Source organism: Mycolicibacterium rhodesiae, from assembly GCF_002086695.1.
In the GTDB taxonomy this organism is placed as follows: domain Bacteria; phylum Actinomycetota; class Actinomycetes; order Mycobacteriales; family Mycobacteriaceae; genus Mycobacterium; species Mycobacterium rhodesiae.
Genome location: NZ_MVIH01000005.1, coordinates 333,016 through 353,840, shown reverse-complemented (window position 1 = coordinate 353,840; position 20,825 = coordinate 333,016). Strand labels below are relative to the sequence as shown.

24 protein-coding genes and 1 pseudogene are annotated in these 20,825 nt (G+C 63.7%); 13 read left to right on the top strand and 12 right to left on the bottom strand.

The window, feature by feature from the left end; translation table 11 throughout:
- Positions 1-344 precede the first annotated feature (344 nt).
- From BST42_RS14035 to BST42_RS30445, 4 genes are read left to right on the top strand one after another with little or no spacing between them, the layout of a single operon-like run.
- Entirely contained in the window at positions 345-1,466 is a 1,122-nt protein-coding gene (locus tag BST42_RS14035) for a tyrosine-type recombinase/integrase (RefSeq protein WP_005144203.1), read from the top strand.
- Positions 1,463-1,798: a helix-turn-helix domain-containing protein gene (locus BST42_RS14030; protein WP_005144202.1), complete on the top strand. Its 336-nt coding sequence runs from the start codon at positions 1,463-1,465 to the stop codon at positions 1,796-1,798. Before BST42_RS14035 ends, BST42_RS14030 begins: the two co-directional genes overlap by 4 nt.
- Positions 1,791-3,290, top strand: coding sequence for a site-specific integrase (locus BST42_RS14025; RefSeq protein WP_005144200.1), 1,500 nt, complete (start codon positions 1,791-1,793; stop codon positions 3,288-3,290). Before BST42_RS14030 ends, BST42_RS14025 begins: the two co-directional genes overlap by 8 nt.
- A gap of 56 nt (positions 3,291-3,346) precedes the next feature.
- Positions 3,347-3,664: a PASTA domain-containing protein gene (locus BST42_RS30445; protein ID WP_081479066.1), complete on the top strand. Its 318-nt coding sequence runs from the start codon at positions 3,347-3,349 to the stop codon at positions 3,662-3,664.
- 58 nt (positions 3,665-3,722) lie between these two features.
- Here the strand turns inward: BST42_RS30445 and BST42_RS14015 are convergent, their stop codons facing one another.
- From BST42_RS14015 to BST42_RS29900, 3 genes are all read right to left on the bottom strand, one after another.
- On the bottom strand, positions 3,723-4,229 hold the full coding sequence (locus BST42_RS14015) for a type II toxin-antitoxin system VapC family toxin (RefSeq protein ID WP_237159415.1): 507 nt from the start codon (positions 4,227-4,229) through the stop codon (positions 3,723-3,725).
- Positions 4,226-4,462: a type II toxin-antitoxin system Phd/YefM family antitoxin gene (locus BST42_RS14010; RefSeq protein ID WP_173839648.1), complete on the bottom strand. Its 237-nt coding sequence runs from the start codon at positions 4,460-4,462 to the stop codon at positions 4,226-4,228. Before BST42_RS14010 ends, BST42_RS14015 begins: the two co-directional genes overlap by 4 nt.
- 165 nt (positions 4,463-4,627) lie before the next feature.
- Positions 4,628-4,870 carry a PIN domain-containing protein gene (locus tag BST42_RS29900; protein ID WP_110918593.1) on the bottom strand — a complete coding sequence of 81 codons (243 nt, stop codon included), beginning with the start codon at positions 4,868-4,870 and terminating at the stop codon, positions 4,628-4,630.
- Here BST42_RS29900 and istA point away from each other — a divergent pair.
- Both istA and istB read left to right on the top strand, forming a co-directional pair.
- The gene (istA, locus tag BST42_RS14000) at positions 4,829-6,070 is read left to right on the top strand and encodes an IS21 family transposase (RefSeq protein ID WP_083119439.1); all 1,242 of its coding nucleotides are present in this window, start codon (positions 4,829-4,831) and stop codon (positions 6,068-6,070) included. The genes BST42_RS29900 and istA overlap by 42 nt on opposite strands.
- A 2-nt stretch (positions 6,071-6,072) precedes the next feature.
- Positions 6,073-6,855 carry an IS21-like element helper ATPase IstB gene (gene istB, locus BST42_RS13995; RefSeq protein WP_083119436.1) on the top strand — a complete coding sequence of 261 codons (783 nt, stop codon included), beginning with the start codon at positions 6,073-6,075 and terminating at the stop codon, positions 6,853-6,855.
- A gap of 586 nt (positions 6,856-7,441) precedes the next feature.
- Here the strand turns inward: istB and BST42_RS13980 are convergent.
- The gene (locus BST42_RS13980) at positions 7,442-7,834 is read right to left on the bottom strand and encodes a nitroreductase family deazaflavin-dependent oxidoreductase (protein ID WP_083119724.1); all 393 of its coding nucleotides are present in this window, start codon (positions 7,832-7,834) and stop codon (positions 7,442-7,444) included.
- 194 nt (positions 7,835-8,028) lie between these two features.
- Positions 8,029-8,616 carry a TetR/AcrR family transcriptional regulator gene (locus BST42_RS13975; protein WP_083119431.1) on the bottom strand — a complete coding sequence of 196 codons (588 nt, stop codon included), beginning with the start codon at positions 8,614-8,616 and terminating at the stop codon, positions 8,029-8,031.
- Positions 8,617-8,751: 135 nt separating this feature from the next.
- Here BST42_RS13975 and BST42_RS13970 point away from each other — a divergent pair, with 135 nt between their 5' ends.
- Positions 8,752-9,240 (top strand): nuclear transport factor 2 family protein, encoded by a 489-nt coding sequence (locus BST42_RS13970; protein ID WP_083119429.1) that lies wholly within the window; start codon positions 8,752-8,754, stop codon positions 9,238-9,240.
- Positions 9,241-9,244: 4 nt separating this feature from the next.
- Here the strand turns inward: BST42_RS13970 and BST42_RS13965 are convergent, their stop codons facing one another.
- The gene (locus BST42_RS13965) at positions 9,245-9,943 is read right to left on the bottom strand and encodes a GAP family protein (RefSeq protein ID WP_083119426.1); all 699 of its coding nucleotides are present in this window, start codon (positions 9,941-9,943) and stop codon (positions 9,245-9,247) included.
- Positions 9,944-10,134: 191 nt separating this feature from the next.
- Between BST42_RS13965 and BST42_RS13960 the strand changes: the two genes are divergently transcribed.
- Together BST42_RS13960 and BST42_RS13955 are read left to right on the top strand one after the other, a co-directional pair.
- Positions 10,135-11,388, top strand: a complete 1,254-nt coding sequence (locus tag BST42_RS13960) for an Rv1490 family membrane protein (RefSeq protein ID WP_083119423.1) — start codon at positions 10,135-10,137, stop codon at positions 11,386-11,388.
- Between the two features lie 349 nt (positions 11,389-11,737).
- A pseudogene (locus BST42_RS13955) lies at positions 11,738-12,583 on the top strand (dienelactone hydrolase family protein).
- Here BST42_RS13955 and BST42_RS13950 read toward each other — a convergent pair.
- Positions 12,485-13,111: a hypothetical protein gene (locus tag BST42_RS13950; protein WP_083119421.1), complete on the bottom strand. Its 627-nt coding sequence runs from the start codon at positions 13,109-13,111 to the stop codon at positions 12,485-12,487. The pseudogene BST42_RS13955 and the gene BST42_RS13950 overlap by 99 nt on opposite strands.
- Positions 13,112-13,214: 103 nt before the next feature.
- On the opposite strand from BST42_RS13950, the gene BST42_RS13945 reads away from it, so the two are divergent.
- Positions 13,215-13,802, top strand: coding sequence for a TetR/AcrR family transcriptional regulator (locus BST42_RS13945; protein WP_083119419.1), 588 nt, complete (start codon positions 13,215-13,217; stop codon positions 13,800-13,802).
- On the opposite strand, the gene BST42_RS13940 is transcribed toward BST42_RS13945, so the two are convergent.
- From BST42_RS13940 to BST42_RS13925, 4 genes are all read right to left on the bottom strand, one after another.
- Complete coding sequence (locus BST42_RS13940) at positions 13,760-14,656, bottom strand: helix-turn-helix transcriptional regulator (protein ID WP_083119417.1); 897 nt, start codon at positions 14,654-14,656, stop codon at positions 13,760-13,762. The two genes, BST42_RS13945 and BST42_RS13940, sit on opposite strands and share 43 nt — an antisense overlap.
- A gap of 38 nt (positions 14,657-14,694) precedes the next feature.
- The gene (locus BST42_RS13935) at positions 14,695-15,489 is read right to left on the bottom strand and encodes an SDR family oxidoreductase (RefSeq protein WP_083119414.1); all 795 of its coding nucleotides are present in this window, start codon (positions 15,487-15,489) and stop codon (positions 14,695-14,697) included.
- 223 nt (positions 15,490-15,712) lie between these two features.
- Complete coding sequence (locus tag BST42_RS13930; RefSeq protein ID WP_083119411.1) at positions 15,713-16,612, bottom strand: serine hydrolase; 900 nt, start codon at positions 16,610-16,612, stop codon at positions 15,713-15,715.
- Complete coding sequence (locus BST42_RS13925; protein WP_083119409.1) at positions 16,609-17,490, bottom strand: LysR family transcriptional regulator; 882 nt, start codon at positions 17,488-17,490, stop codon at positions 16,609-16,611. The genes BST42_RS13930 and BST42_RS13925 overlap by 4 nt, the downstream gene beginning before the upstream one ends.
- A gap of 162 nt (positions 17,491-17,652) precedes the next feature.
- On the opposite strand from BST42_RS13925, the gene bla reads away from it, so the two are divergent.
- The 3 genes from bla (at position 17,653) to BST42_RS13910 (ending at position 19,259) form a co-directional block, all read left to right on the top strand.
- Entirely contained in the window at positions 17,653-18,552 is a 900-nt protein-coding gene (gene bla, locus BST42_RS13920) for a class A beta-lactamase (protein WP_083119406.1), read from the top strand.
- Positions 18,553-18,645: 93 nt separating this feature from the next.
- Positions 18,646-18,855: a hypothetical protein gene (locus BST42_RS13915; protein WP_083119721.1), complete on the top strand. Its 210-nt coding sequence runs from the start codon at positions 18,646-18,648 to the stop codon at positions 18,853-18,855.
- Positions 18,856-18,932: 77 nt separating this feature from the next.
- Positions 18,933-19,259, top strand: a complete 327-nt coding sequence (locus tag BST42_RS13910; protein WP_083119392.1) for a hypothetical protein — start codon at positions 18,933-18,935, stop codon at positions 19,257-19,259.
- A 6-nt stretch (positions 19,260-19,265) separates the two neighbouring features.
- On the opposite strand, the gene BST42_RS13905 is transcribed toward BST42_RS13910, so the two are convergent.
- Positions 19,266-20,816 carry a phospholipase D family protein gene (locus BST42_RS13905; RefSeq protein WP_083119389.1) on the bottom strand — a complete coding sequence of 517 codons (1,551 nt, stop codon included), beginning with the start codon at positions 20,814-20,816 and terminating at the stop codon, positions 19,266-19,268.
- Positions 20,817-20,825: the final 9 nt, after the last annotated feature.

The window sequence follows — 20,825 nt, the reverse complement described above, 5'->3', positions numbered from 1 at the left end:
GAGCAATCATCAAGTAGGGCACGGACTTTCAGCAGAACCAACGCGCAGTGCCGATATTGTGGTCGCCACGTTTTGCCGATAAGCCACATTATGTCAAGTGGTAAGTTGGTTATTCGCGTGGCATGCGAATAGATCAGTTTCTGATAACACCCCCACCGGCGGTCGGCGATATTGCGGCAGAGCATGTTTCGTCTCGTTCGGGCACACCGCCGGTAGGCAGGCTTGGACGCGCCCCGGCTGGTGGTCAGGGCGACGATCCGCTGGCGTGAGCTGGGTTTCTGCATCGTTTCTCTGCATGATCTGCATCCTGAGTGCAGAATATGCATTCAATTGGGAGGTCCAGGATGGACGATGCGATGGGTCGGCTGGTGTACTTGCCGGCGGGTGCGTCGGGTCCGGATCCTGAGGCGTTCCTGGAGGATGTGCTGACCGGTTGGCGGCGTGCGCAGCTGGCTCAGGGCACCTCCACCGAGACGATCCGTCGACGCAATGCTCAGGTGCTGCGGATGGCCGACTTCGTGGGCGCATTCCCCTGGCAGTGGACTCCCGCCGATGCTGATGACTTCTTCGGTCATCTGCGCGGTGTGCTCAACCGAGCCCATAGCACGGTGCGGGCCTATCAGACCGACGTGAAACTGTTCCTGGATTACGCCACCAATCCTGCCTACGACTGGAATGAGCACTGCGGTCGGCTGTTTGGCACGGTGTTCAGTCAGGTGATCACCGAGTTCAACCGGGCCAAACACGTGCAGGTCGATGACTCGCGGGCGGTGAAGCGGCCCTTCACCCTCGATGAGCTCCAACAGTTCTTCGACCTGGCAGATCTGGAGCCCGAACGGATCCTGCACGCCGGGCGCAAGGGCGCGTTGGCGGCGTGGCGGGATGCGGTGGCGTTCAAGACCCTCTACGGCTGGGGCCTTCGCCGCAACGAGGTCCGGCACCTGCAGCTCGTCGACTTCTCCCGTAACGCCCGAGCGCCGTTCTTCGGCGACTGGGGTCTGGTGCGGATACGGCACGGCAAGGCGATGCGCAACTCGCCGCCCAAGCAGCGCACCGTGTTGACCGTCTTCGACTGGGCTGCAGAGGCGGTCGCGGATTGGGTCGAGCGTGGACTTCCCCGCTATGGCCAGCCAGTCACCGACCTGTTCCCCACCGAGAAGGGTGGGCTGGTGCCCGAACGCAACCTCTGGCAGCGGATGCGGGACCTTATCGACGAGCTTGGGTTTCCCGCAGGTCTGGACCTGCATTCGTTTCGCCGCTCGTATGCGACCAATCTGCAGACCGCGTACGGCTACGACGTGAGTTTCGTGCAGCTGCAGCTGGGCCACGAGCACGCCGCCACGACCTCCATTTACACCCTGGCCGCCCCCGATTACCGGGCCCGCGAGTTGGAGCGGGTCCTCAGCGCAACGCTGACCCGCAGCAAGGCCGACCTGAGTGAGAGCAGACGACGGGAGTCCCGATGAGGCGAGAGATTCAATACCACTGGCGGGTCAGGGAATTCATGGCCCGCGCCGGGATGAAGAACAGCCGCGACCTCGTCGCGCCGCTACGCGAACGCGGCATCACGCTCTCCGAATCGCAGATCTACCGCATCGTCGGCCAAGAACCCGACCGGATCTCGTTCAAGGTCCTCGTCGCCCTCTGTGACATCTTCGGCATCGAGGCCGGCGACCTGATCACCTACACCGCCACCGACACCCGCCAATCCCGCACCAAGGCCGTCAACGCCCCCAGCGACGTTCCCCTGCTCAACGCCTACCGGCCGGTGAAGGCCCGCATCATCACCGATGACTGAACCCCGCCGCCGCGGACGCCCCCGCACCATCGGCGACATCGAATGCAGTCGATGCCACCACCTCGTACCCAAGATCCGGGTGCACTGGCCAGAGGGCGCCATCTGCGGACCGTGCTTCACCACCGCCGCCCGCACCTACGGCCTGTGCTCATTCTGCGGCACCGAGCGACTCGTGCCCGGCCAAACAGCCACCGGCGCAGCACTATGCCGCAACTGCGCCGGCATCACCACCAACCTCGACTGCGACAACTGCGGCCGCGAAGCCGAGCGGCTGCGCGGCGGACACTGCGCCCGCTGCATCGTCACCACCGACCTCGAACAGATCCTCGCCCCGCACCAGCCACCCGACATGCGCCTCAAACGACTCATCGTCGAACTCGCCGCAGTCCCCCGCCCAGAAAGCATCATCACCTGGATGCGCCAACCGGCCACCGCCGAACTGCTCAACCTGATCGGCACCCGCCAACTGCCATTGAGTCACGACGCCTTCGACGCGATGCCCCCATCGAAGGCACTCGAGCACCTACGCGAAATGCTGATCGCGCACCGCATGATGCCCGACCGCGGCGACCGATACCTCGCCCGGTTCGAACGGTGGCTCGACCAACGGCTACAGACGCTGCGCGACACCCCCACGATCGCGACCCCCATCGAACAATTCGCCCGATGGCATCATCTGCGGCGCCTGCGCGACAACAACGACCCGACACGCAACATGGACAACGCCACCCGTTGCGCCAAACAAGAAATCACCGAAGCCGCCAAGTTCCTCACCTGGCTGCTCGCCGAATACGACACCACCATCGATGACCTCACCCAAGGCCAGCTCGACACCTACCTCAGCGACGGCACGACGACCCGCACCGCCATCCGCAACTTCATCCAGTGGCGCGCCCGCGCCGGCATCGCACCACCGTTCAAAACCCGCTACCGCGTGGCCCGCACCGCCCCACTAGCCTCCACACGACAGCACCTCGACCTCATCAAACACGTCATCGAAGCTGACCACGTCCTCCTCTCCACCCGAATCGCCGCGCTCCTGCTGATGCTCTTCGGCACGCCCCTCGACCACATCTGCCGCCTCACCATCGACGACGTGGTCACAACTCCCACACGGACCACCATCGCCCTCGGCGCAGTGCCCGCCCCCATCCCACCGGCGCTACTCCCCCTATTTCACCAGCACCTCGAACAGCGGGCCAACAGCCGAACGATGAACCACCGCTCCCCTTGGTTGTTTCCGGGATACACTGCAGGACAACATATATCGGAGCAATCACTCATGCACCGATTGCGCAGTCTGGGGATCGACATCACGGCCGCACGCAACGCAGCACTGCATGACCTCGCCAAAGAAATCGACGCAGCCTCACTGGCTGACCTACTCGGCTACTCCACCCAAGTCATGAACATCCACGCCGCCCGCGCCGCAGTACCCATGGCCACCTACCCCGCCATCAACCGCCCAAGGTCACATCTTCGAACCAACTGAATGTCCGGCGCTCAACGCGTTGACGCGCAACACGCGCACACGAATAAATAGATCGCATGCGCCACAAGAAGCAGCGGAGACATCCGCGGACACGATCGGCCACATTACTGATCTTGGGACTCTTGGTCCTCGCGGGATGCTCGGCACACCCGGTAAGCCACGGCCAGATACCGAACGTGCGAAGGATGCCAAGCGACACAGCCGAACACATCCTTCAGCAGGCAGGATTCACCCACACCAGACGCGCTCACGTCGTTTCAAGCACAGTGCCGCCCGACTGTGTTGTTGCCACGAAACCACCCGAGGGAACAACGGCACCCTTCAGCGATGAAATCATCCTCACGATTAGCACCGGACCAATCCAAACCAACTAGTGACATGGTCGAGCCGGCACGGCAACGCTAGCGACACCTCAACGCAGCCGACGACGCTTCAGTTGCCGACCTCGACTTGAGGCTCACAAGGCACAGGCGCGGGTGAATTCGACACTTCTTGATAACACCGATATCCAGTGAAGTTCATCTTCTTTGGATGAGTAACTGACCGTAGTTCCAGTCGCGGGATCCCCGTGAAGTCGGCGGGGTTGCACGTGTACAGCGGTACCCCATGTGCGATTGCACTGGCCGCAATAAGCGCGTCGTGGGCGCGCGCAGCCGGCTTGCGACCCGCCGCGCGCAGCGCAGCCGCTACGGCTCCAAATGCCCGTGCGCAATCTCCGTCGAACGGCAGGACGTCGAAATCCGCCTCGGCCTGCTGCAGGTGCTGCTGCCGAGCACCGCGCTCAGCATCGTCGTTGGCGACGTGTGGACCTACGGACAGCTCAGCCAGTGTGATCGCGCTGATCACCGATTCATCGGGAAGCTCGGCTGGGTCAGACAGCTGACCCAAAAGGATCACCGTCGAGGTATCCAGCATCCCCCGGCTCTGGGTTTGCGTCACAGCGACGGGTCGATGAGATTGTCGATATCGCGCCGGAGGGCATCCGGGTCCACCGGCGGAAGATTCTTGCGACGACGAATCAGTTCCGCAGGTCCTGCGCTCGAACGAGGCAACGGCCGTAGCTCAGCAACAGGTGTCCCGTCCCGAGTAATGACGATGCGCTCGCCATGCTCGACACGGCGCAGAACGTCTCCTCCACTGTTGCGCAATTCGCGCACCGTGACTGCATCCACGTACGAAGTGTATCACCGGTGAGACGTCAAAGCAGAGTACCAAGAGTTCAACGTTGCGCACGCGAGAACCGGGGGGATCGAATTGCAGGGTTATCAGTAACCCATGGCATATTGCATTGCCGCCCAATGATTTTGACACTTCGAACCGCTAGATGGTCCCCCGTTTCAGAACCCATTGATGCCGGACGGCGGTACCTCTGCGGCGATCTCAAAGTCGGCGTCATAGTGAATCAGCGTCACAACATGGGCCTCTGCGATGGTCGCGATCAGGAGGTCGGCCATGCCGACGGCGCGGTTGTTGACGACGGTTGAAGTTCCGGCCAGTAGCGACGGTTGAAAAGTAGGCCACCCAATCAGATTGGATGGGTGATCTCCTTGGAAGACTGGGCCTTGATCCGGCATCTTCACCGCAGCGAGGGTTTGTCGCAGCGAGCCATCGCACGACAGCTCGGCATCGCGCGAGACACGGTGGCCAGCGCGCTGGCCAGCGACGGGCCGCCGAAGTACGAGCGGGCAGCGGTACCGTCGGCGATCAACGAGGTGGAGCCACGGATTCGGGCCCTGTTGACGGCGTATCCGCAGCTGCCGGCGACGGTGATTGCCGAGCGGGTCGGCTGGACCGGCTCGATCTCCTGGTTCCGGGAGCGGGTCCGGGCGATCCGCCCGGAGTACCTGCCCGCTGATCCGGTCGACCGGCTCGAGCATCCGCCGGGGCGGGTGATCCAGTGCGACCTGTGGTTCCCCGCACCCAAGATTGCGGTCGGGTTCGGCCAGGAGTCGATCCTGCCGGTGTTGGTCATGGTCGCCGCGTTCTCCCGGTTCATCGCCGCGGTGATGCTGCCCTCACGCCAGACCATGGATCTGGTGGCTGGGATGTGGCAGCTGCTCTCGGGCAGCTTCGCCGCGGTTCCGCGTGAGCTGTGGTGGGACAACGAGGCTGGGATCGGACGCCGGGGCCGGTTGACCGATCCGGTCACCGCCCTGGTGGGCACGCTGGGTGCTCGGCTGGTGCAACTCAGACCCTATGACCCCGAATCCAAGGGGATGGTCGAGCGAGCCAACCGGTATCTGGAGACGTCGTTTCTGCCCGGCCGCAGCTTCACCTCACCACAAGACTTCAATGATCAACTACAGCAATGGCTTCCGGTCGCGAACAGTCGCCGGGTGCGAGTCCTCGATGGCCGCCCCATCGACTTCCTCGATGCCGACCGCGCGCAGATGCTGAGGTTGCCACCGGTACCGCCGGTCACCGAAACGGTGGCCTCGGTGCGGCTGGGACGTGACTATTACGTGCGGGTGGCGGGCAACGACTACTCCGTGGATCCGGCTGCGATCGGCCAACTCGTTGACGTGACCACCACCCTGACCCAAGTGACCGTGAGCCGGGCAGGGCGCCTGCTGGCGGCACACGAACGCTGCTGGGCGGCGCGACAGACCCTCACCGACCCGGCCCACGTTCAGGCTGCCGCAACGCTGCGCCAGCAGTTTCATGCCGGGCCGGCGCCGCAGGCGGGTGCTCATCTACTGCGCGATCTGGCCGACTACGACCGCGCATTCGGTGTCGACTTCAGCACGGGCACAGTCACTTCCGATGGTGAGGTGGCCTAATCATGGTCGAGGATCCCCTCAAGGCCGTCCTGCACTACGCCCAAGCCCTCAAAGCGCCACGCATCCGCGACTCCGCCGCCCGACTGGCCGAGCAAGCCCGCGACGCCGGCTGGACGCACGAAGAGTATCTGGCGGCGGTGCTCTCCCGGGAGGTCGCGGCCCGCGAGGCCTCAGGTGCCGCGACCCGAATACGTTCCGCCGGTTTTCCGACCCGCAAGTCGTTGGAGGACTTCAACTTCGATCACCAACCGGCGCTGAACCGGGACATGATCGCCCACCTGGGCACAGGGGCGTTCCTGGCCAAAGCATCCAACGTGGTTCTGCTCGGTCCACCCGGCACAGGCAAAACCCACCTCGCCATCGGATTGGCGGTCAAGGCCGCCCAAGCCGGGCATCGCATCGCGTTCGCCACCGCGGTGGACTGGGTAGCCCGCCTCAAAGCCGCGCACAACGCAGGGCGCCTGCCGGCCGAGCTGGTCAAGCTGCGGCGCATCGGCTTGCTCGTCGTCGACGAGGTCGGATACATCCCCTTCGAGCAGGACGCCGCCAACCTGTTCTTTCAACTGGTCTCCAGCCGCTACGAACACGCCTCGCTGATCCTGACCTCCAACCTGCCCTTCGCCCGCTGGGGCGACGTGTTCGGCGATCAAGTGGTGGCCGCCGCGATGATCGACCGGATCGTGCACCACGCCGACGTCCTGACCCTCAAAGGCTCCAGCTACCGGCTCAAGGACACCGGAATCGACACTCTGCCCTCCGCCAGAGCCGACAACACGGCACAATAACCACGACCACGTGGCCTACTTTTCACCGTCGCATCTGGCCTGGTTTTCGACCGTCGTCAACAGCGGTGGCGACCCGTGCTGGCGAGCTGCCGTTGCGCGCCGAGCGCCGTCTGCCAGTGCTCGTCATCGGTTGGCAGGTACTCATAGGCCAGACGGCGGTCTGACCGGAGTTGTTCGTAGTCTTTAGGGCTGCGAGCGCAATAGAGCGCCTCGGCGTCGAGCTAAGCAGTTCATCCGCGCTGGTATCGATGAGATGCCGAGCGATCAGCGCCACACGTCACCACGTTGATCGGGGTCCGCCATCTCCCCCAGGCCGCCGGCTTGCAGCCAAGCGATCTGGCGTGCACGAGCAGACGAGGCTGCTGCCTGCTGCAACGCGATGCGCACGGTGTCCGATACACCGGACGTCTTGAGCTCCTTCTGCGCGGCGGCCAGCAGGTCATCGTCGAGATCGATCAGTCGCTTGAGGTCGAATATGCAGGAATCGAATATGCAGGGTAACCAGTAAGCAATCCGGGGCCATGCCCTCCTTCACCAGCCAGTCAGCAACCCGACGGACCCCAGGGCGCTTTCAATCAACACGGCGTTATCCGGCTGATTCGTGGTGCTCGGTCAGGTCGAGGAAGTCGTCAACCGCCAACATGCCCAGTACCCGTCGCTCGAGTGGTCTGATGCTCGTGCGCTCTGGGTCGTGGACGATCCTCGGCTCGGACAAGGTCAGCGTGTGGCCCTGGGTTCGCAACGTACAACCCTGTGCCGCGACGACATTCTTCACCCACTGGCTATCGGCGCCGTAGGTGAGGGCGATGCGTACCCCGGTTGGCGTCCGAAAGACATTGACAGGGGTTGTATAGCTTTGCCCAGAGCGGCGCCCCTGGTGAATCACCAGCCCAAACCCAGGTGCCCAGGGCGCAATATGTTGGGTGACCTTATTGAGGCCCACTCGATTCAACCGGGCCACCGTCTTCGGAATCGGCATCGCCACTCCTCTCCAAGTTGGGACACGCGCACCGTGGACTGCCGCACGCCCAAATACTGCCACGGTCCGATGGGGTTCACTCGACATGATCGAACGGCGATGTGGCGAACGTCCGCGATCAGCGCCAAGGACCGCAATGCCCAAGAAGTTCGCCGATGACAACATTATTGAGACCGGACAGACCCGCGTGGTTGTTACGTACTCTGCAGAAGCGCTGTCGCGATCGTCGCCAACGCTTTCACTGCCGACGTCGCGTTGCGCTGATACTGCGCCTGCACGACGGCGCCATCGAGTGCCATTCCGAGCGCCTGCGCCGTCCGGGTTCGGTTCGCACCCGGCGGAAGCGTCTCCTTGATCGCCGCGACCATGTCCGCCTTGTGCCGAGCCGTGATGGCATGAACCTCGGGCAGGTCGTCGCCGATCTCGTTGACGCCATTGATGAAGGCGCACCCACGGAACGAGTCCGCCGTCAGCCACTCCTCGACCGCGGATACCACCGGGGGCCGGCGCCGATTACGGGCGTGGCGATCCAGGGAATCGACAAACCAGTCCATCCAACGCTGATGTCGCAATTCCAGATACGCGAGGATCAGTGCGTCCTTGCTCGGAAAGTGCCGATAAAACGTCACCTTGGTGACGCCCGCCTCGGCTATCACCTTGTCGATACCGGTGGCTCGAATTCCCTCGCGGTAGAAAAGTCGGTACGCGGTAGTCAGTATCCGCTCCCGAGCCGGCAGGGCCCGAACATCCGTCTTCGGATCAAGGGTCTCGGAGATGCTCATCCTCACAGTGTAGACAGATCTGTCCACACAGTCACTCATTCATGTAGACAAGTCTGTCTACATGGGTTACGGTTCTTCGTATGTAGACAGGGCGTTCTACATAGATTGATCAACCCATGAAAGTGAGAGACAACCATGACCACGACCCCCGTAGCCACAGTCAAGCCCCCAGTTCCACCGTTCACTGATGAATCCGCTGCGCTGAAGGCGCGGCTCGCTGAAAACGCTTGGAACACTTGCGATCCACAGGTCGTAGCCCAGGGCTACTCCATCGACAGCGTCTGGCGTAACCGCTCCGTGTTCGTGACAGGCCGTGCCCAGATCGTGGACTTCTTGAGCGGCAAGTGGGACCGCGAACATGAATACCGACTCATCAAAGAGCTGTGGGCGCACAGCGACAACCGCATTGCGGTCCGGTTCGCCTACGAGTACCACGACGATTCGGGGCAATGGTTCCGCGCCTACGGCAACGAGAACTGGCTATACGATGAGTATGGCCTGATGACGCATCGACACGCCAGCATCAACGATCTACAGATCGATGAAAGCGAGCGAAAGTTCTTCTGGGACCGCAACTCGCCACGGCCGGCAGATCACCCGAGCCTGTCCGACCTCGGTCTTTGACCATTCATAGGGAAACAGGCCAGCTGCCGACCACCATGACGATCCCCAGCACCCCTGCGACAACGGTCATGACGTGCTGGCGGTAGCGCTGTAAGCAGCGCCCTACGTCGGCAAGTATCGATCGAGTCTGTGCGGGCTTCACGACAAAGCTGACAAGTAGGACCTCGACTGCTGCCAACATCGCAAGGGTGAAAGCAACGGAAGCTCCCAGCTGTGTTCCGATCGCCGTACCGGACGCATGGATGACGGATATCGCCGCGAGGTACTCGACGGGCGCCGGCCCCTGAGAGAGTCCGGCAGTGAACGAAACCCATGGACGCCCGTTCTGCAACAGCTCTCGAGCACGCGAGGCAATCCCGCTGGATGTCTTGAGGTCTTGGGTCGGCCTCACCACCGGTCGTCGTGCCAAGCGCATCGCGGACGCCGCGGCAACACACAGCACGATGGTTCCGACGATGAGCTTGGCGTGACCGCCGGTGAGGTCGGCGATCCACGCAACCATGATGCGAAGAGCGTCCGACACAAGTTCCGGACACAACACGAACGCGCCGATGGCCAGAGCAATTCCCGCTGCCAGGGATCCGAGCCAGAATGAGACCAGGTTGACCAGGGGCCGTGGTCCCGATGTCAGCAGCATCGCGATCCCGATCCGCAACGGGTCGGCTGCCACGGACAAGCCCAACAGGGACACGATCCCCCACATGACGGCGACGATACGATTCGCGCCGCGACTTGGTCAACGCCCCGGGATTCCTATGCAGGTCCGCTGTGAGTTTCCGCCAGATGCGCTGTGCATCTGTGGTGTTCGTGGTTGTCAGGCGTAGTTCTGACGGACCTTTGAAACCTATCGGCGCGTGTGGAGTGCGGCGAGAGTTTCATTCGGGGAGGGATGTCATGGGCGGCGGGGCGCCTGGTGCGAGCGACACCGCCGTCGTCGACAAGCACCCCAAGGTGTTGGTGTGGGCTGCGGTCGGACTGGTTGTGGTGGCGGCATGCTGCCATTTGTTCGTCAGCCTCGCCGTGTATCCGACGGCGGTTTATTGGATGACCTACTACGTGCCCAACTACGCGTTCGGATTCGTGCGTCGAGGGCTCGGCGGCGAAATCATCCGGATGCTGCCCGATGCCGACTACTTCCCCGCTGCGTACACGATGATGTGGGCACCCGCCGTGGTCTGGTTGGCCGCGCTCGGGGGTTTGGTATGGCTGATCCTGTCCAGCGGTGAGCAGACACCGCGAAGGGTGATGTTGGCCCTCCTGTTGCCCGTTTTGCCGTTCGCACTCTCCTACGCCGTGTACACGCCAAGACCTGAGCTGTACGCGATGTCAGCCTTGGTCGTGCTGGGGATCGCGTTGACCAGGCTCCAGTCGAATCGCTCACTGCTCATAGCCAGCATCGTCTACGGACTGACGATTGCCGTACTCGCGCTCATACACGAAGGAATCCCGCTCGAGGTTGCGCTGGGCGCGGCGCTGGCGATATCGGTGTTGCCCGGACACTTGGAACCCGGGCGGCGGCGACTATGCGCGATCGCGGCGGTGGGGCCTGGGCTCGGCGCAATAGCGGCCATTGCTGCGTTCTCCCGCAACGACGTGGGGACGCGGCTGTGTGAGCAACTCCCCCACAAACAGATCGAGCGGCCATTTCCATCTGACCCCATGGCGTACCTGGTCGGTCGACCGGTGATGAAAACCGACTTCCATTCCTGGGTGTGTAATTTCGAACGCTCCATGGTCGATGCCCGGGTGACTGACGGGCTCCACAAAGTAGGTACCTTCGGCGCCGGGCCGCTTCTCGCCTCGTTCGTTGTCGGGGTGCTGTACTTCGTAGTGAGCCTATGGGCGACGCAGTCCTGTTCAGGGGTTGCCGTCTCGGCGCTTCTCAGTGAAGTCCGTGGCAAGCTGACTGCGCCGATCCTGGGGCTCGCCGCGATGGTGCCGTTGTTCATCACTGCCGTCGACTGGACGCGCTGGTGGGTCCTGATCACTTTCAATGTCGTCCTGATCTGCGTTCTGTACACCACCTCCAGGCCTGAGATAGATCAACCGACAACCCGGCGGCACGTATGGATCTTCCTGTGTGTGATCACCATCTTCGCCGTGATCCCCACAGGCGCCGCACTACACATCGGCGGCCCGAACTTCTGACAGGGCAGAAGGTTTCGCCGATCACGGGCTACCACGTCTGCTCAGCCGAGCGCACCAGGATCTCGTTCACCGCGACGCGGCGGTCGCGAGTGACGCGAGCGCCGTCGCCTCGCCGATGCCGCTGCTGGCCCCGGTAACCAGGGCGACCGTGTTTGCCAATGATGTTTCCACGACTCTCATCGTGCGCGCCGCCGTGATCAGATCGTTCGATGTGGTGCGGCACCGTATCCAAATTCTTTGGATTGCAGAGTGTTTGACTCGATACTCGTCGACCGTGAGCGCACTACGGCCGGTTCGCCGAGTGCGAAACGCGTTACTCACCAAGTGGGGCGTTGCCTAGTGTGATCACATGGTCGTCACGCGCGAAGTCACCTACGACGCCGACGGGTCGACGATGGTCGCCCAGCTGTCGCTGCCCGACGGCGAAGGCCCCTGGCCGGCAGTGCTCATCGGACATGACGGAATCGGTCTCGATGCCTACCAGCGCAGCCGTGCCGATGACCTCGCCAGGCACGGCTTCATAGCTCTTGCGATGGATTATCACGCCGGCCGAACGTATTTCGGTGACCCGGACGCGATGCTGGCTCGGGTCATGCCCTTGATGGCTGATCCCGACCGGATGAATTCCATCTGACGGGCGGCGCTGGACGTTCTGCTCGCGGTGCCCGGTGTTGACACGGATCGGCTGGCAGCGCTGGGCTACGGCGCGGGCGGGCGGATCCTGCTGGAGCTCGCCCGCACTGGTGTGCCGTTCACAGCGCTCGCTGCGATCCATCCAGGCTTGCCTGCTGCCCGCGCCGACGACTGGGTCGGCGTGTGCGGCGCGTTCCTGCTGTGTACCGGCTCCGAAGACCCACTCTGCACCCCCGGCCAGCTGCTCGCGTTCACCAGTGCGCTCCAGACCGCCGGCGTTGACTGGCGGGTGAACGTATACGGCGGCGCCAAGCACGCTTTCTGGGCAGCTCCGAGACAGCCCGACGGCTCGTTGACCGGGGGTACCACCCACACCATGGTCACCGTGCCGGGCGTCGAGTATCACCCTCTGCACGCGGCACGAGCATGGCGTGCGGTGCTGGATCTGTTCGACGAGACCGTGCTACAAGAGCCAATCAGCCAGGGGGTGAACGAAATAACGCAACGAGAAGGCCTCGTACACCGCACCGACGATGAGCAGACCCAGGGCCGGCAAAACTAGCCAGCCGAGGTCCTGCAGTCCGCGAAGGTAACCCCGGCGGCGGTTGTCGGCGCCGACGGTCCGCGGACTGACCCAACCCCTGCCGAGCAGATACACACCCAACAGCAGCAGTAGGTAGGCCTGCAACTCGACGATCACCGTCAGCGTGTGCGGTATCAGAGCCACCCAACCGATCTCGGCCGCCGGGACCAGCGTCATCCCCGTCGTCAACGCCCAGTACCCGAACAATGCGATGCCGGCGAACGGAACGATCATCGACGGCGCAACGATGGTCAGCACTCCCATGCGGACTGTGTTGACCGCGAGAATCGTCAGGGCGAACAGCCAGGGATCGGCGATCAGTGACTGGACGAGATCGGCCGTCCCGTCATCCGCCAACCTCTTGTGCTGCGCCTCGCTGAGTTGCGGGAAGGCCAGCCCGAGCCCGAAACCGACCAACAGCACGCCGTAGACAGCCACGTTCGCCACCCGGTAGACCCCGGCGTTGTCGGCGATGAGGCGCACCGGGCGCCAGTGTCGGATGGTCATACGGTCCTTTCGCTCTGCGCTAGTACACCGTGTTAGTCCAACGCTAACACAGTGTGCTATACAGTGATCCGCACGGGATCTCCGCCGAAGGAAGGCTCCCCCCATGCACACCAGAGAACGCATTCTCCAAGCGGCTGCCGAGATGATCGGCGAGGACGTGACCACCACCCTCAGTGTCCGTGCGGTCGCATCGCGCGCCGGTGTGAGTACAGGGTCGCTGCGATTCCACTTTCCGACCCAGCGCGCCCTCCAGGATGAAGTGCTGACCAGGATCTATCAGCACTTCATCCCCGACGATCCGATCCGCGATTCCGCTCGGCCGGCGCGGGACCGGTTGGTGGACTGCCTGCGCCAGGTCCTGGCAGCGGCCGGGGTTGGTGACGAAGCCCGAAAGGCTTGGGGCGCTGCGTATCAGAGCTTCATCGCACCCGAACCCAACGACAAAATCCGCACGGCGTATCTCGCCCACGAACGTGCGTCCGCAGGTCGTGTCGAGTACTGGCTGGGCGTGCTGGCCGACGAAGGAGCGCTCCCCCGAAAAGATTTCGCGAAGAAGGTGCAGTTCGTGCTCACCGTCCTCAACGGCCTATCGGTGCAACGCGCGTTGCCGTCCGGGGAATCAGTTCTGCAGTCCGAAACCGAGACGCTTTACACGGCCGTCGACGCGGTGCTCGGGTCCGGCTCACCCTGAGCGCTCGCCCACGCCGCCAGATGGGCCAGTTTGCCGGCGGTGGGCCCTCCCGGATTCGGGGTGTAGACATTCAACTGCAGGCCGGGATCGGTCGGAAGATCCATGGACTCGAAGTTGAGGTCGAGCAGGCCGACCACCGGATGTCTTACCTGCTTGGTCCCGTGCCCGTGCAGCCGCACGTCCTGAGATGCCCACTGTTGCCGGAACAGCCCACTGCGCGATGATAATTCGCCTACCAAGGCCATGAGATCCCGGTCGTGGGGATTACGGCCCACTTCCATGCGCAACACCGCTGCCGCATTTCGGGTTGCCTGGTCGTAGTCGACAAAGAACATCTCAGCCTCCGCGGGATGGAGATACACGAACCGGATCGTGTTGGCCGGCCGTCGTGGGTCGGCCAACACCGGTGAATACAGCGCGCGCCCAAGTCGATTGATGGCGAGCACATCGTGTCGGCCATTTCTGATCAAGGCCGGCGCACCGGTCATGGCATCGAGCACCTCCTGCAGTGCCGGCCGCACTGTCACTGGAGGTTCACGGTGCTGTCGGCGGGCGGGCGCCCCGGACTGCCGGGCCAGATGGAACAGGTGATCGCGCTCTGCGGCGTCGAGTTGTAGGGCCGTGGCCAGAGCGTCGAGTACACCGTCTGACGTGCCGGCCAGGCTGCCGCGCTCGATACGCACGTAGTACTCGACCGAGACCCCGGCAAGCAGCGCCACCTCCTCTCGGCGTAACCCCGTGACCCTGCGTCTACCACCGTAGGCGGGTAGGCCGGCCATCTCAGGCGCGATGCGGGCACGACGAGACCGGAGAAACTCTCGAATCTCGGTACGCAGATCTAGCGTGACGTCCATGCATCCACCGTAGGCAGCAACGCAAACGACCGGCGGCCTCAGGCGGTGGTGGCGATCCCCCCGTCGACGGGGACGACAGCACCCGTCAGATAGGCGCCCGCCCGGCTGGCGAGGAACACAGCGACACCTGCCATGTCGTCGTCGCGCCCGATCCGTCCGAGCGGGGCCGACGCCGCGATCGCCTCCCCGAGCTCCTCGAGAGTGTCCGCCATCATCGTCGACGGGAACGGCCCCGGTGCTACAGCGTTCACCGTGATGTGTTGCGGGCCGAGTTCTTTGGCGAGCACCCTGGTGAGTTGATGCAGAGCAGCCTTGCTGCTGGAGTACGAATAGTTGGGCCGTGCTGGGATGTGGATCGCGGCGATGCTGCCGATATTGATGATTCGAGCGGGATCATCGGCGGTCCCAGCGGTGCGAAGTGCCGGCAGCAGCGCCTGCACCAGCCAGAACGGCGATTTGAGATTGAGGTCGATGACTGTATCCCACGCAGCAACCGGGAACGTCTCCAGTGGCTCGTCCCACATAGCGCCCGCATTATTGACCAGGATGTCGAGATTCCCCGAGCCGGCCGTAACGAGCTGAGCCAGGCGCTCGCACTCCTCGTGCCGGGACAGATCAGCAGGAACCGCCACCACGTCACCGAATTCGGACAGCTGGTCCCGGGCTCGAGCGCACCCATCGGGGCTGCGTGAGCTGATCACTACGCTGGCGCCGGCTTGGAGAAGCCCCCGCGCGATCATCATCCCGATGCCCTTGGTGCCCCCGGTGACCAGACCGCGCTTACCGCTCAGGTCGAAAAGTTCTGCATGCGTTGCGTATTGACTGTCTGTCACGTGTCGTGTTTCTCCCCGGCCGCACGGTCTGGCAGATCCTCCGATCGCCAGCTTGCCACGACCAAGCTATTCGGTGTGCTGCACGTCAAGGAGATCCTGGTGATACAGGTACTGCCAGACTCCCCCTCGACCAGCGCACGCGATGAGCAGGATCTGTGGCCACATCGCATCGCTTCACAGACCACTCGATCGCGACGGATTCACCGGCCGACACGCGGTCCCCTCATTCGGTACGGGACCAGGCACGCAGCTCGGTGACGGCGAGGAACGCGGCCCGCCCGATCGCTGCATCAACGATGGGCAACGACAGATCCGAGCGTGCTGCGCGTGTGAAAATCGACACCGCCATCGGCACCTCCCCGGGGATCTCCACAACGGCTGCCTCGTTTCGGATCGGTCCGATGGTTCCGGTCTTGCCCGCCACGATGACATCGGCGAACGGAAAGCCCGAACGGATTCGGTGTGGCCAAATCTGTTGCGCCAGCAGCGTTCGCATCATGCGACAGCTACTCGGGGAGGCCGCCTCGTCGGTCCAGATCGCACGTAGCACAGCATTGATGTCCGCAGCGCTCGTCGCGGTCGTGTACGCAGGATCGAACGCGGCACTATCGTGAATGATGTTGTTGCTGGCCAAAAGTCCGACCGCTTCCGAGAGCGTCAGGGCACCGGCGTCATGGATGATCTGTCGCTGTAAGGCCGCCGTTCCGCCGACGACCCGCGTCGATTCGAGCCCGAGGTCGGCAATCACGGCGTCGATTGAATTCAGCCCGAGGGCGCCGAGAATGATGTCCGCCGCGCCGTTGTCAGATAGCACCACCATCATGCGGGCCAGGTCCAGCCAAGACAGCGTGACCGGATCGCTGAACAGACTCAACCCAGTAGGCCCTGGCGTGCAATCCGCCGGTACGACCCGGACCATGGCATGGGGATCGACCAATCCAGAATCGAAGGCACGCGCCAGCGCAACAAGAACGATCAGCTTGTACACCGATGCGGCAACCACAGGTTCGTCGCCGCCGATATCCACAACGTTGCCCGCCCGGCCGATCGCCTCCGCTCGAAGCCAGCCTTGGCATCCGGCATCTACAAAGAGATCGTTGATATCCCGAACTACGGTTCTCATGCTCTGTTCCGCAACAGTTCTCGATCCAACGCGTGGACGAGATCGCCCAGGTCACGACCGGGTGCGGTCACTATCCGCACTCGTAATGCCACCTCCTCCACCAGCATTCGCAGATGGCTGGTGCCGGTGTGGACCGTCGCGGTCGGTGTTGCGAGCCCAAAGCACGTCCCTGTCGCGACCATGGCGCTCACGTCGCGGTGGGTGGATGCCGACTGAAGAGACGCGTCAAGCCCGTGCCGGCGCAGCCCATCCATCAGCAGGTCGTGGGCAGGAGGGTTGTCCTCTCGTGGAGTGGTCGCCAATGTCAGATCGCTCAACATCTGGGCGCGCGGACTCTTGGTGTTCGCGATGCGATGCGCTGCCGGCACAACGACATTGCGGTTTACCGCAATGATCGGGCCGGCCTCCAGATCCGCGAGAACTGACGGGTGCGCCACCACGGCGATGTCGAGGATCCCACGGCGTAGATCGTCGAGCAACGCTGTGGTGCCCTTGGTGACGGTCGTGAGCGGAGCGTCGCTCTGCGTCATCGCTGCGCGCAACGCAACCGTGCAGCGGGACAGAATCTCGTCGTCGAGTTCCGGGATCGCGCCCCAGCGCAGCCCCGCGGCGGCGCCGAACAGCTGAGCGGCATCAGCGAGCAGACGCGTGGAGTCGTCAACGATCAGCCGCGCGCGCGGCAATAGTGCTGCCCCTGCCTCTGTCAGGGTCGCACCGACGGAGGTTCGGTCGACCAGTTGCAATCCGAGATGGCGTTCCAAGCGGCGCAAACCTTGTGAGACAGGTGGCTGGGTCACGCCGAGACTTGCGGCGGCCCGGCCGAAATGCCGGTGCTCGGCAACAGCCACGAAGTACCGCAGGTGCCGAATGAGGTCCACGCCTACCCATTGAACACGATCACGACGGTGAAATCGGATCGCGGAGGTATCCGATCATTGGCCAAGATTGCCGCTTCTACATGCACTGATTCGTGGTCGCTATCGTTGCCGCCGGTCCCCACACTTGGCTGCGGCACCGACGGCCGTGCTTCGGTGTCGGCTATGAGAGCACACCTGACCCGGCGCCAGGCCCTCGCAGGCCTGGCGACCGTCGCCACGCTGACGGCGTGCCGCAATGCCATCCCGAATGCCGTCCCCCACAACACCGACTCCCTCGATCTCACCCCGGTTGAGGATCGCTATTCGGCCCGCGTCGGCATGTACGCCCTCCACCTCGACTCCGGCGCCTCTCTCGAGCACCGAGCGGATACCCGATTCGCCATGTGCTCGACCTTCAAGACCTACGCCGTGGCCCGGGTGTTGCAATTGGCCGAACTCGGCCAACGGGATCTGGCGGAAACACAACCCATCGCAGCGTCCGACATCGTCGAGAATTCACCGGTCACCAGCGCCCACGTGGGCCGCTCGATGCGCCTTGACGAGTTGTGCTCGGCGGCATTGATCAACTCCGATAACGCCGCCGGCAATCTTCTGTTGCGATGCATCGGCGGGCCGCCGGAGATCACCACCTTCGCGCGCAGCGTAGGTGACGACCAAAGCCGGCTGGACCGCTGGGAAACCGGACTGAACTCCGCGGCGCCCGGGGATCCGCGTGACACAACGACCCCGCGTGCCCTTACAACGGGATACCGAGAAGTTCTGACCGGCCGCGTATTGACCGAGCGCACCCGCGAGCAGATGGTGGGCTGGATGCGGCAGAACGCCACCTCGACGAAGCGCTTCCGGGCAGGTCTGCCCGCAGGCTGGACCAGCGCCGACAAGACCGGCGCCGGGAGTTACGGTTCCACCAATGATGCCGGATTGCTGTACGGGCCCCGGGGACAACGGATCATCATGGCGGTCCTCACCCGCTCGCGCGACGACCAGCCCGATGCGCCACCCTTCAACGACGCCATCGCCGACACGGTACGACTGACTCTGGCAACATTCGATCGTCAGTGAGGGTTTCGCGATGCTACCGCCGTGATCGCGACGATGCCCTCGCAATCGACTGCGCCGCAAATCAATTGTGCGTCGCGCAGTAGGCTTCACCGCGTGCACACCGTGATCCTGGCCAGTGCCGCGTCGACGGCAGCGTTGACGGTTGGGCTCGCGGCCTACGCAGCGTTGATCTTCGCCGGCATCGCGGTCGCGATCTACGACGTACGTCGGCACCGACGGGGTCGGGCAATCGCCGCCACCGTGATGGTCGGGGTGCTGACGCTCCTGGGGCTGGTGATCGCGATCGTCAGCAGCGTCGCGTGAACGCGGCACGGTCCATGGTGACTGGGCGAGCCGCTGCCGATTTGGCAGGGTGAACGAACCGCCGCGAAGGAGATGTCATGGGTTTGTTCAGAAAGACCGAGCGCAGCGATCCGGACCCCACCGAGGCCCACATCTACTACTCCACGCCGTTTGGCGACACCACTGATGGGAAGCAGAAGCTGTTCTTCCTTCAGCGAGAGGGCGTCATGTTCATGCCGGTCTTTCGCAGCGTGGACTCGATGAAAGAGTTCTACAGACAATCCAACCGCGCCGCCTATGCCGTTCTTCAGGGCGACGTGACAAGCGTCATGGAGCTGATCCGGTCCATCGAAGTGTTGAAGGGTGCCGGGATCGTCATCGAACCGTTGAGCGCAAACCCGATCGAAATCCCGCCCACTGCCTGACGTGGGCTACAGCCGATCGCGTAATCGGTCGCGATACGAGCGTCCGTCCGGGTCATAGATCACGCGGTACAGGGGTTCTGCCCATACGCGGGTTCGCCAGCCGAGACGCTCCGGCTTGTGCGGCCGCAAGCGGCCCGGTGGCCTCTCCCCCTGACAACCCGACGAGTACCACGCGTCAAGTGCCTCCGCCGCGGCGCTGATGTCGCGTACCGCGGTGAGCGGGTCGACCAGATCTCCGTCCCGACTGCCGTCGGCCGGCCGATCCAGATGCTCACGGAGGAGTCGTAGCCTCAGATCGCGAGCGAATACTCCGTCGGAATCCAGCACTGCACATGATAATTCGCTGTCATGCGTCCATGACCGCCGATTGAGGTTGTCGCTACCGACGCAGGCCCAGATGTCGTCGATGACGCAGACTTTCGCGTGTACGTATACCGGTGTGCCGCGATGATTCTCGACATCGAAGATGTGGACACGCTCAGGACTCGCGGCCTGACATGTCGCAATCGCCTGCCAGCGGCCGACCAGGTTCGGTGGCAGGTCCAGTCGGCCGTCGACATCGGGATGGCGCGGAATGACCGCAACCAGATGCAGGTCCGGGTTGTCGCGCAGTGCCTTCGCGAACAAGCTGGCCACCCGCGCCGACCACAGGTACTGGTCCTCGACGTAGATCAAGCGGTGGGCGCGGGGTACCACCTTGCTGTACGCGCGCGCGATGCTGCGCTCCCCGCGGGGCGCGAAGTCATACCGGAAATGCGCGTCCGGGTACGTGCGCAGAACCTGAACGGCATGTGGTCCGCACGCCGGTGGGTCCGGCGGCTGGTCCGGTAGTCGTCCCGGCGAGAGGTCCGCTCCGCGTAGCTTGTCCATCACCCAGGCGACCGGCGACAGCGCATCGAGCGGCGCCGGATCGTTCCAGCGTTCCCGAAATGTGGTGTCGAGGACACCGACTGCCGGACCGCGGATCTGCAGCTGCACGTCGTGCCATGGTGGCCTGCTCCCATAGACTTCGGCCATCTGCACCGCCTGCTGGTCGCCGTGGTGCGATTCGTCATCGCGACGGGAATGGCACAGGTCGATGCCACCGGCGAACGCGATATCGCGTTGCGGCGCTTCGGGATGGCGGATCACGACCAGTTTCTGGTGATGCGATCCTCCCACCCGCACGCGTTGGTCCAGCAGCACTTCGCCGCCCGCCGCCTCGATGGCCTCACCCAGGTGCTCGTTCTCCTCCTCGCTGTACTGGAACTTGTCCAGATGCGACCGCCACACCAAGCCCTTCACCACCACGCCCCGCTGCGCGGCCTGACAGAACAGTTCGCGGATCGTCGGTCCGCCGTCGCGCATGAGTTCGTCGGGATCGCCACGCCAGTCGGTGAAGAAGACATAGTCGCCCGCCTGCAGCGTCTCCACTTCGGCAGCGAGTCGCTCGAAATATGTGGCACCGTGAATCAGCGGTTCGGCGCGGTTGCCCTCCGACCACGCCGGGATGCCGGTGGCGGGGTTGCCGCGCTCGTCGCGGGTCAGGAACCATTCGGCAGGCGTCACCACGTCCATCAAGTGCCC

Coding starts and splice junctions, on each gene's coding strand:
- BST42_RS14035 (WP_005144203.1), top strand. CDS start 345: ATGGACGATGCGATGGGTCGGCTGGTGTACTTGCCGGCGGGTGCGTCG.
- BST42_RS14030 (WP_005144202.1), top strand. CDS start 1,463: ATGAGGCGAGAGATTCAATACCACTGGCGGGTCAGGGAATTCATGGCC.
- BST42_RS14025 (WP_005144200.1), top strand. CDS start 1,791: ATGACTGAACCCCGCCGCCGCGGACGCCCCCGCACCATCGGCGACATC.
- BST42_RS30445 (WP_081479066.1), top strand. CDS start 3,347: ATGCGCCACAAGAAGCAGCGGAGACATCCGCGGACACGATCGGCCACA.
- istB (WP_083119436.1), top strand. CDS start 6,073: ATGGTCGAGGATCCCCTCAAGGCCGTCCTGCACTACGCCCAAGCCCTC.
- BST42_RS13980 (WP_083119724.1), bottom strand. CDS start 7,834: ATGCCGATTCCGAAGACGGTGGCCCGGTTGAATCGAGTGGGCCTCAAT.
- BST42_RS13975 (WP_083119431.1), bottom strand. CDS start 8,616: ATGAGCATCTCCGAGACCCTTGATCCGAAGACGGATGTTCGGGCCCTG.
- BST42_RS13970 (WP_083119429.1), top strand. CDS start 8,752: ATGACCACGACCCCCGTAGCCACAGTCAAGCCCCCAGTTCCACCGTTC.
- BST42_RS13965 (WP_083119426.1), bottom strand. CDS start 9,943: ATGTGGGGGATCGTGTCCCTGTTGGGCTTGTCCGTGGCAGCCGACCCG.
- BST42_RS13960 (WP_083119423.1), top strand. CDS start 10,135: ATGGGCGGCGGGGCGCCTGGTGCGAGCGACACCGCCGTCGTCGACAAG.
- BST42_RS13950 (WP_083119421.1), bottom strand. CDS start 13,111: ATGACCATCCGACACTGGCGCCCGGTGCGCCTCATCGCCGACAACGCC.
- BST42_RS13945 (WP_083119419.1), top strand. CDS start 13,215: ATGCACACCAGAGAACGCATTCTCCAAGCGGCTGCCGAGATGATCGGC.
- BST42_RS13940 (WP_083119417.1), bottom strand. CDS start 14,656: ATGGACGTCACGCTAGATCTGCGTACCGAGATTCGAGAGTTTCTCCGG.
- BST42_RS13930 (WP_083119411.1), bottom strand. CDS start 16,612: ATGAGAACCGTAGTTCGGGATATCAACGATCTCTTTGTAGATGCCGGA.
- bla (WP_083119406.1), top strand. CDS start 17,653: ATGAGAGCACACCTGACCCGGCGCCAGGCCCTCGCAGGCCTGGCGACC.
- BST42_RS13910 (WP_083119392.1), top strand. CDS start 18,933: ATGGGTTTGTTCAGAAAGACCGAGCGCAGCGATCCGGACCCCACCGAG.
- BST42_RS13905 (WP_083119389.1), bottom strand. CDS start 20,816: ATGGACGTGGTGACGCCTGCCGAATGGTTCCTGACCCGCGACGAGCGC.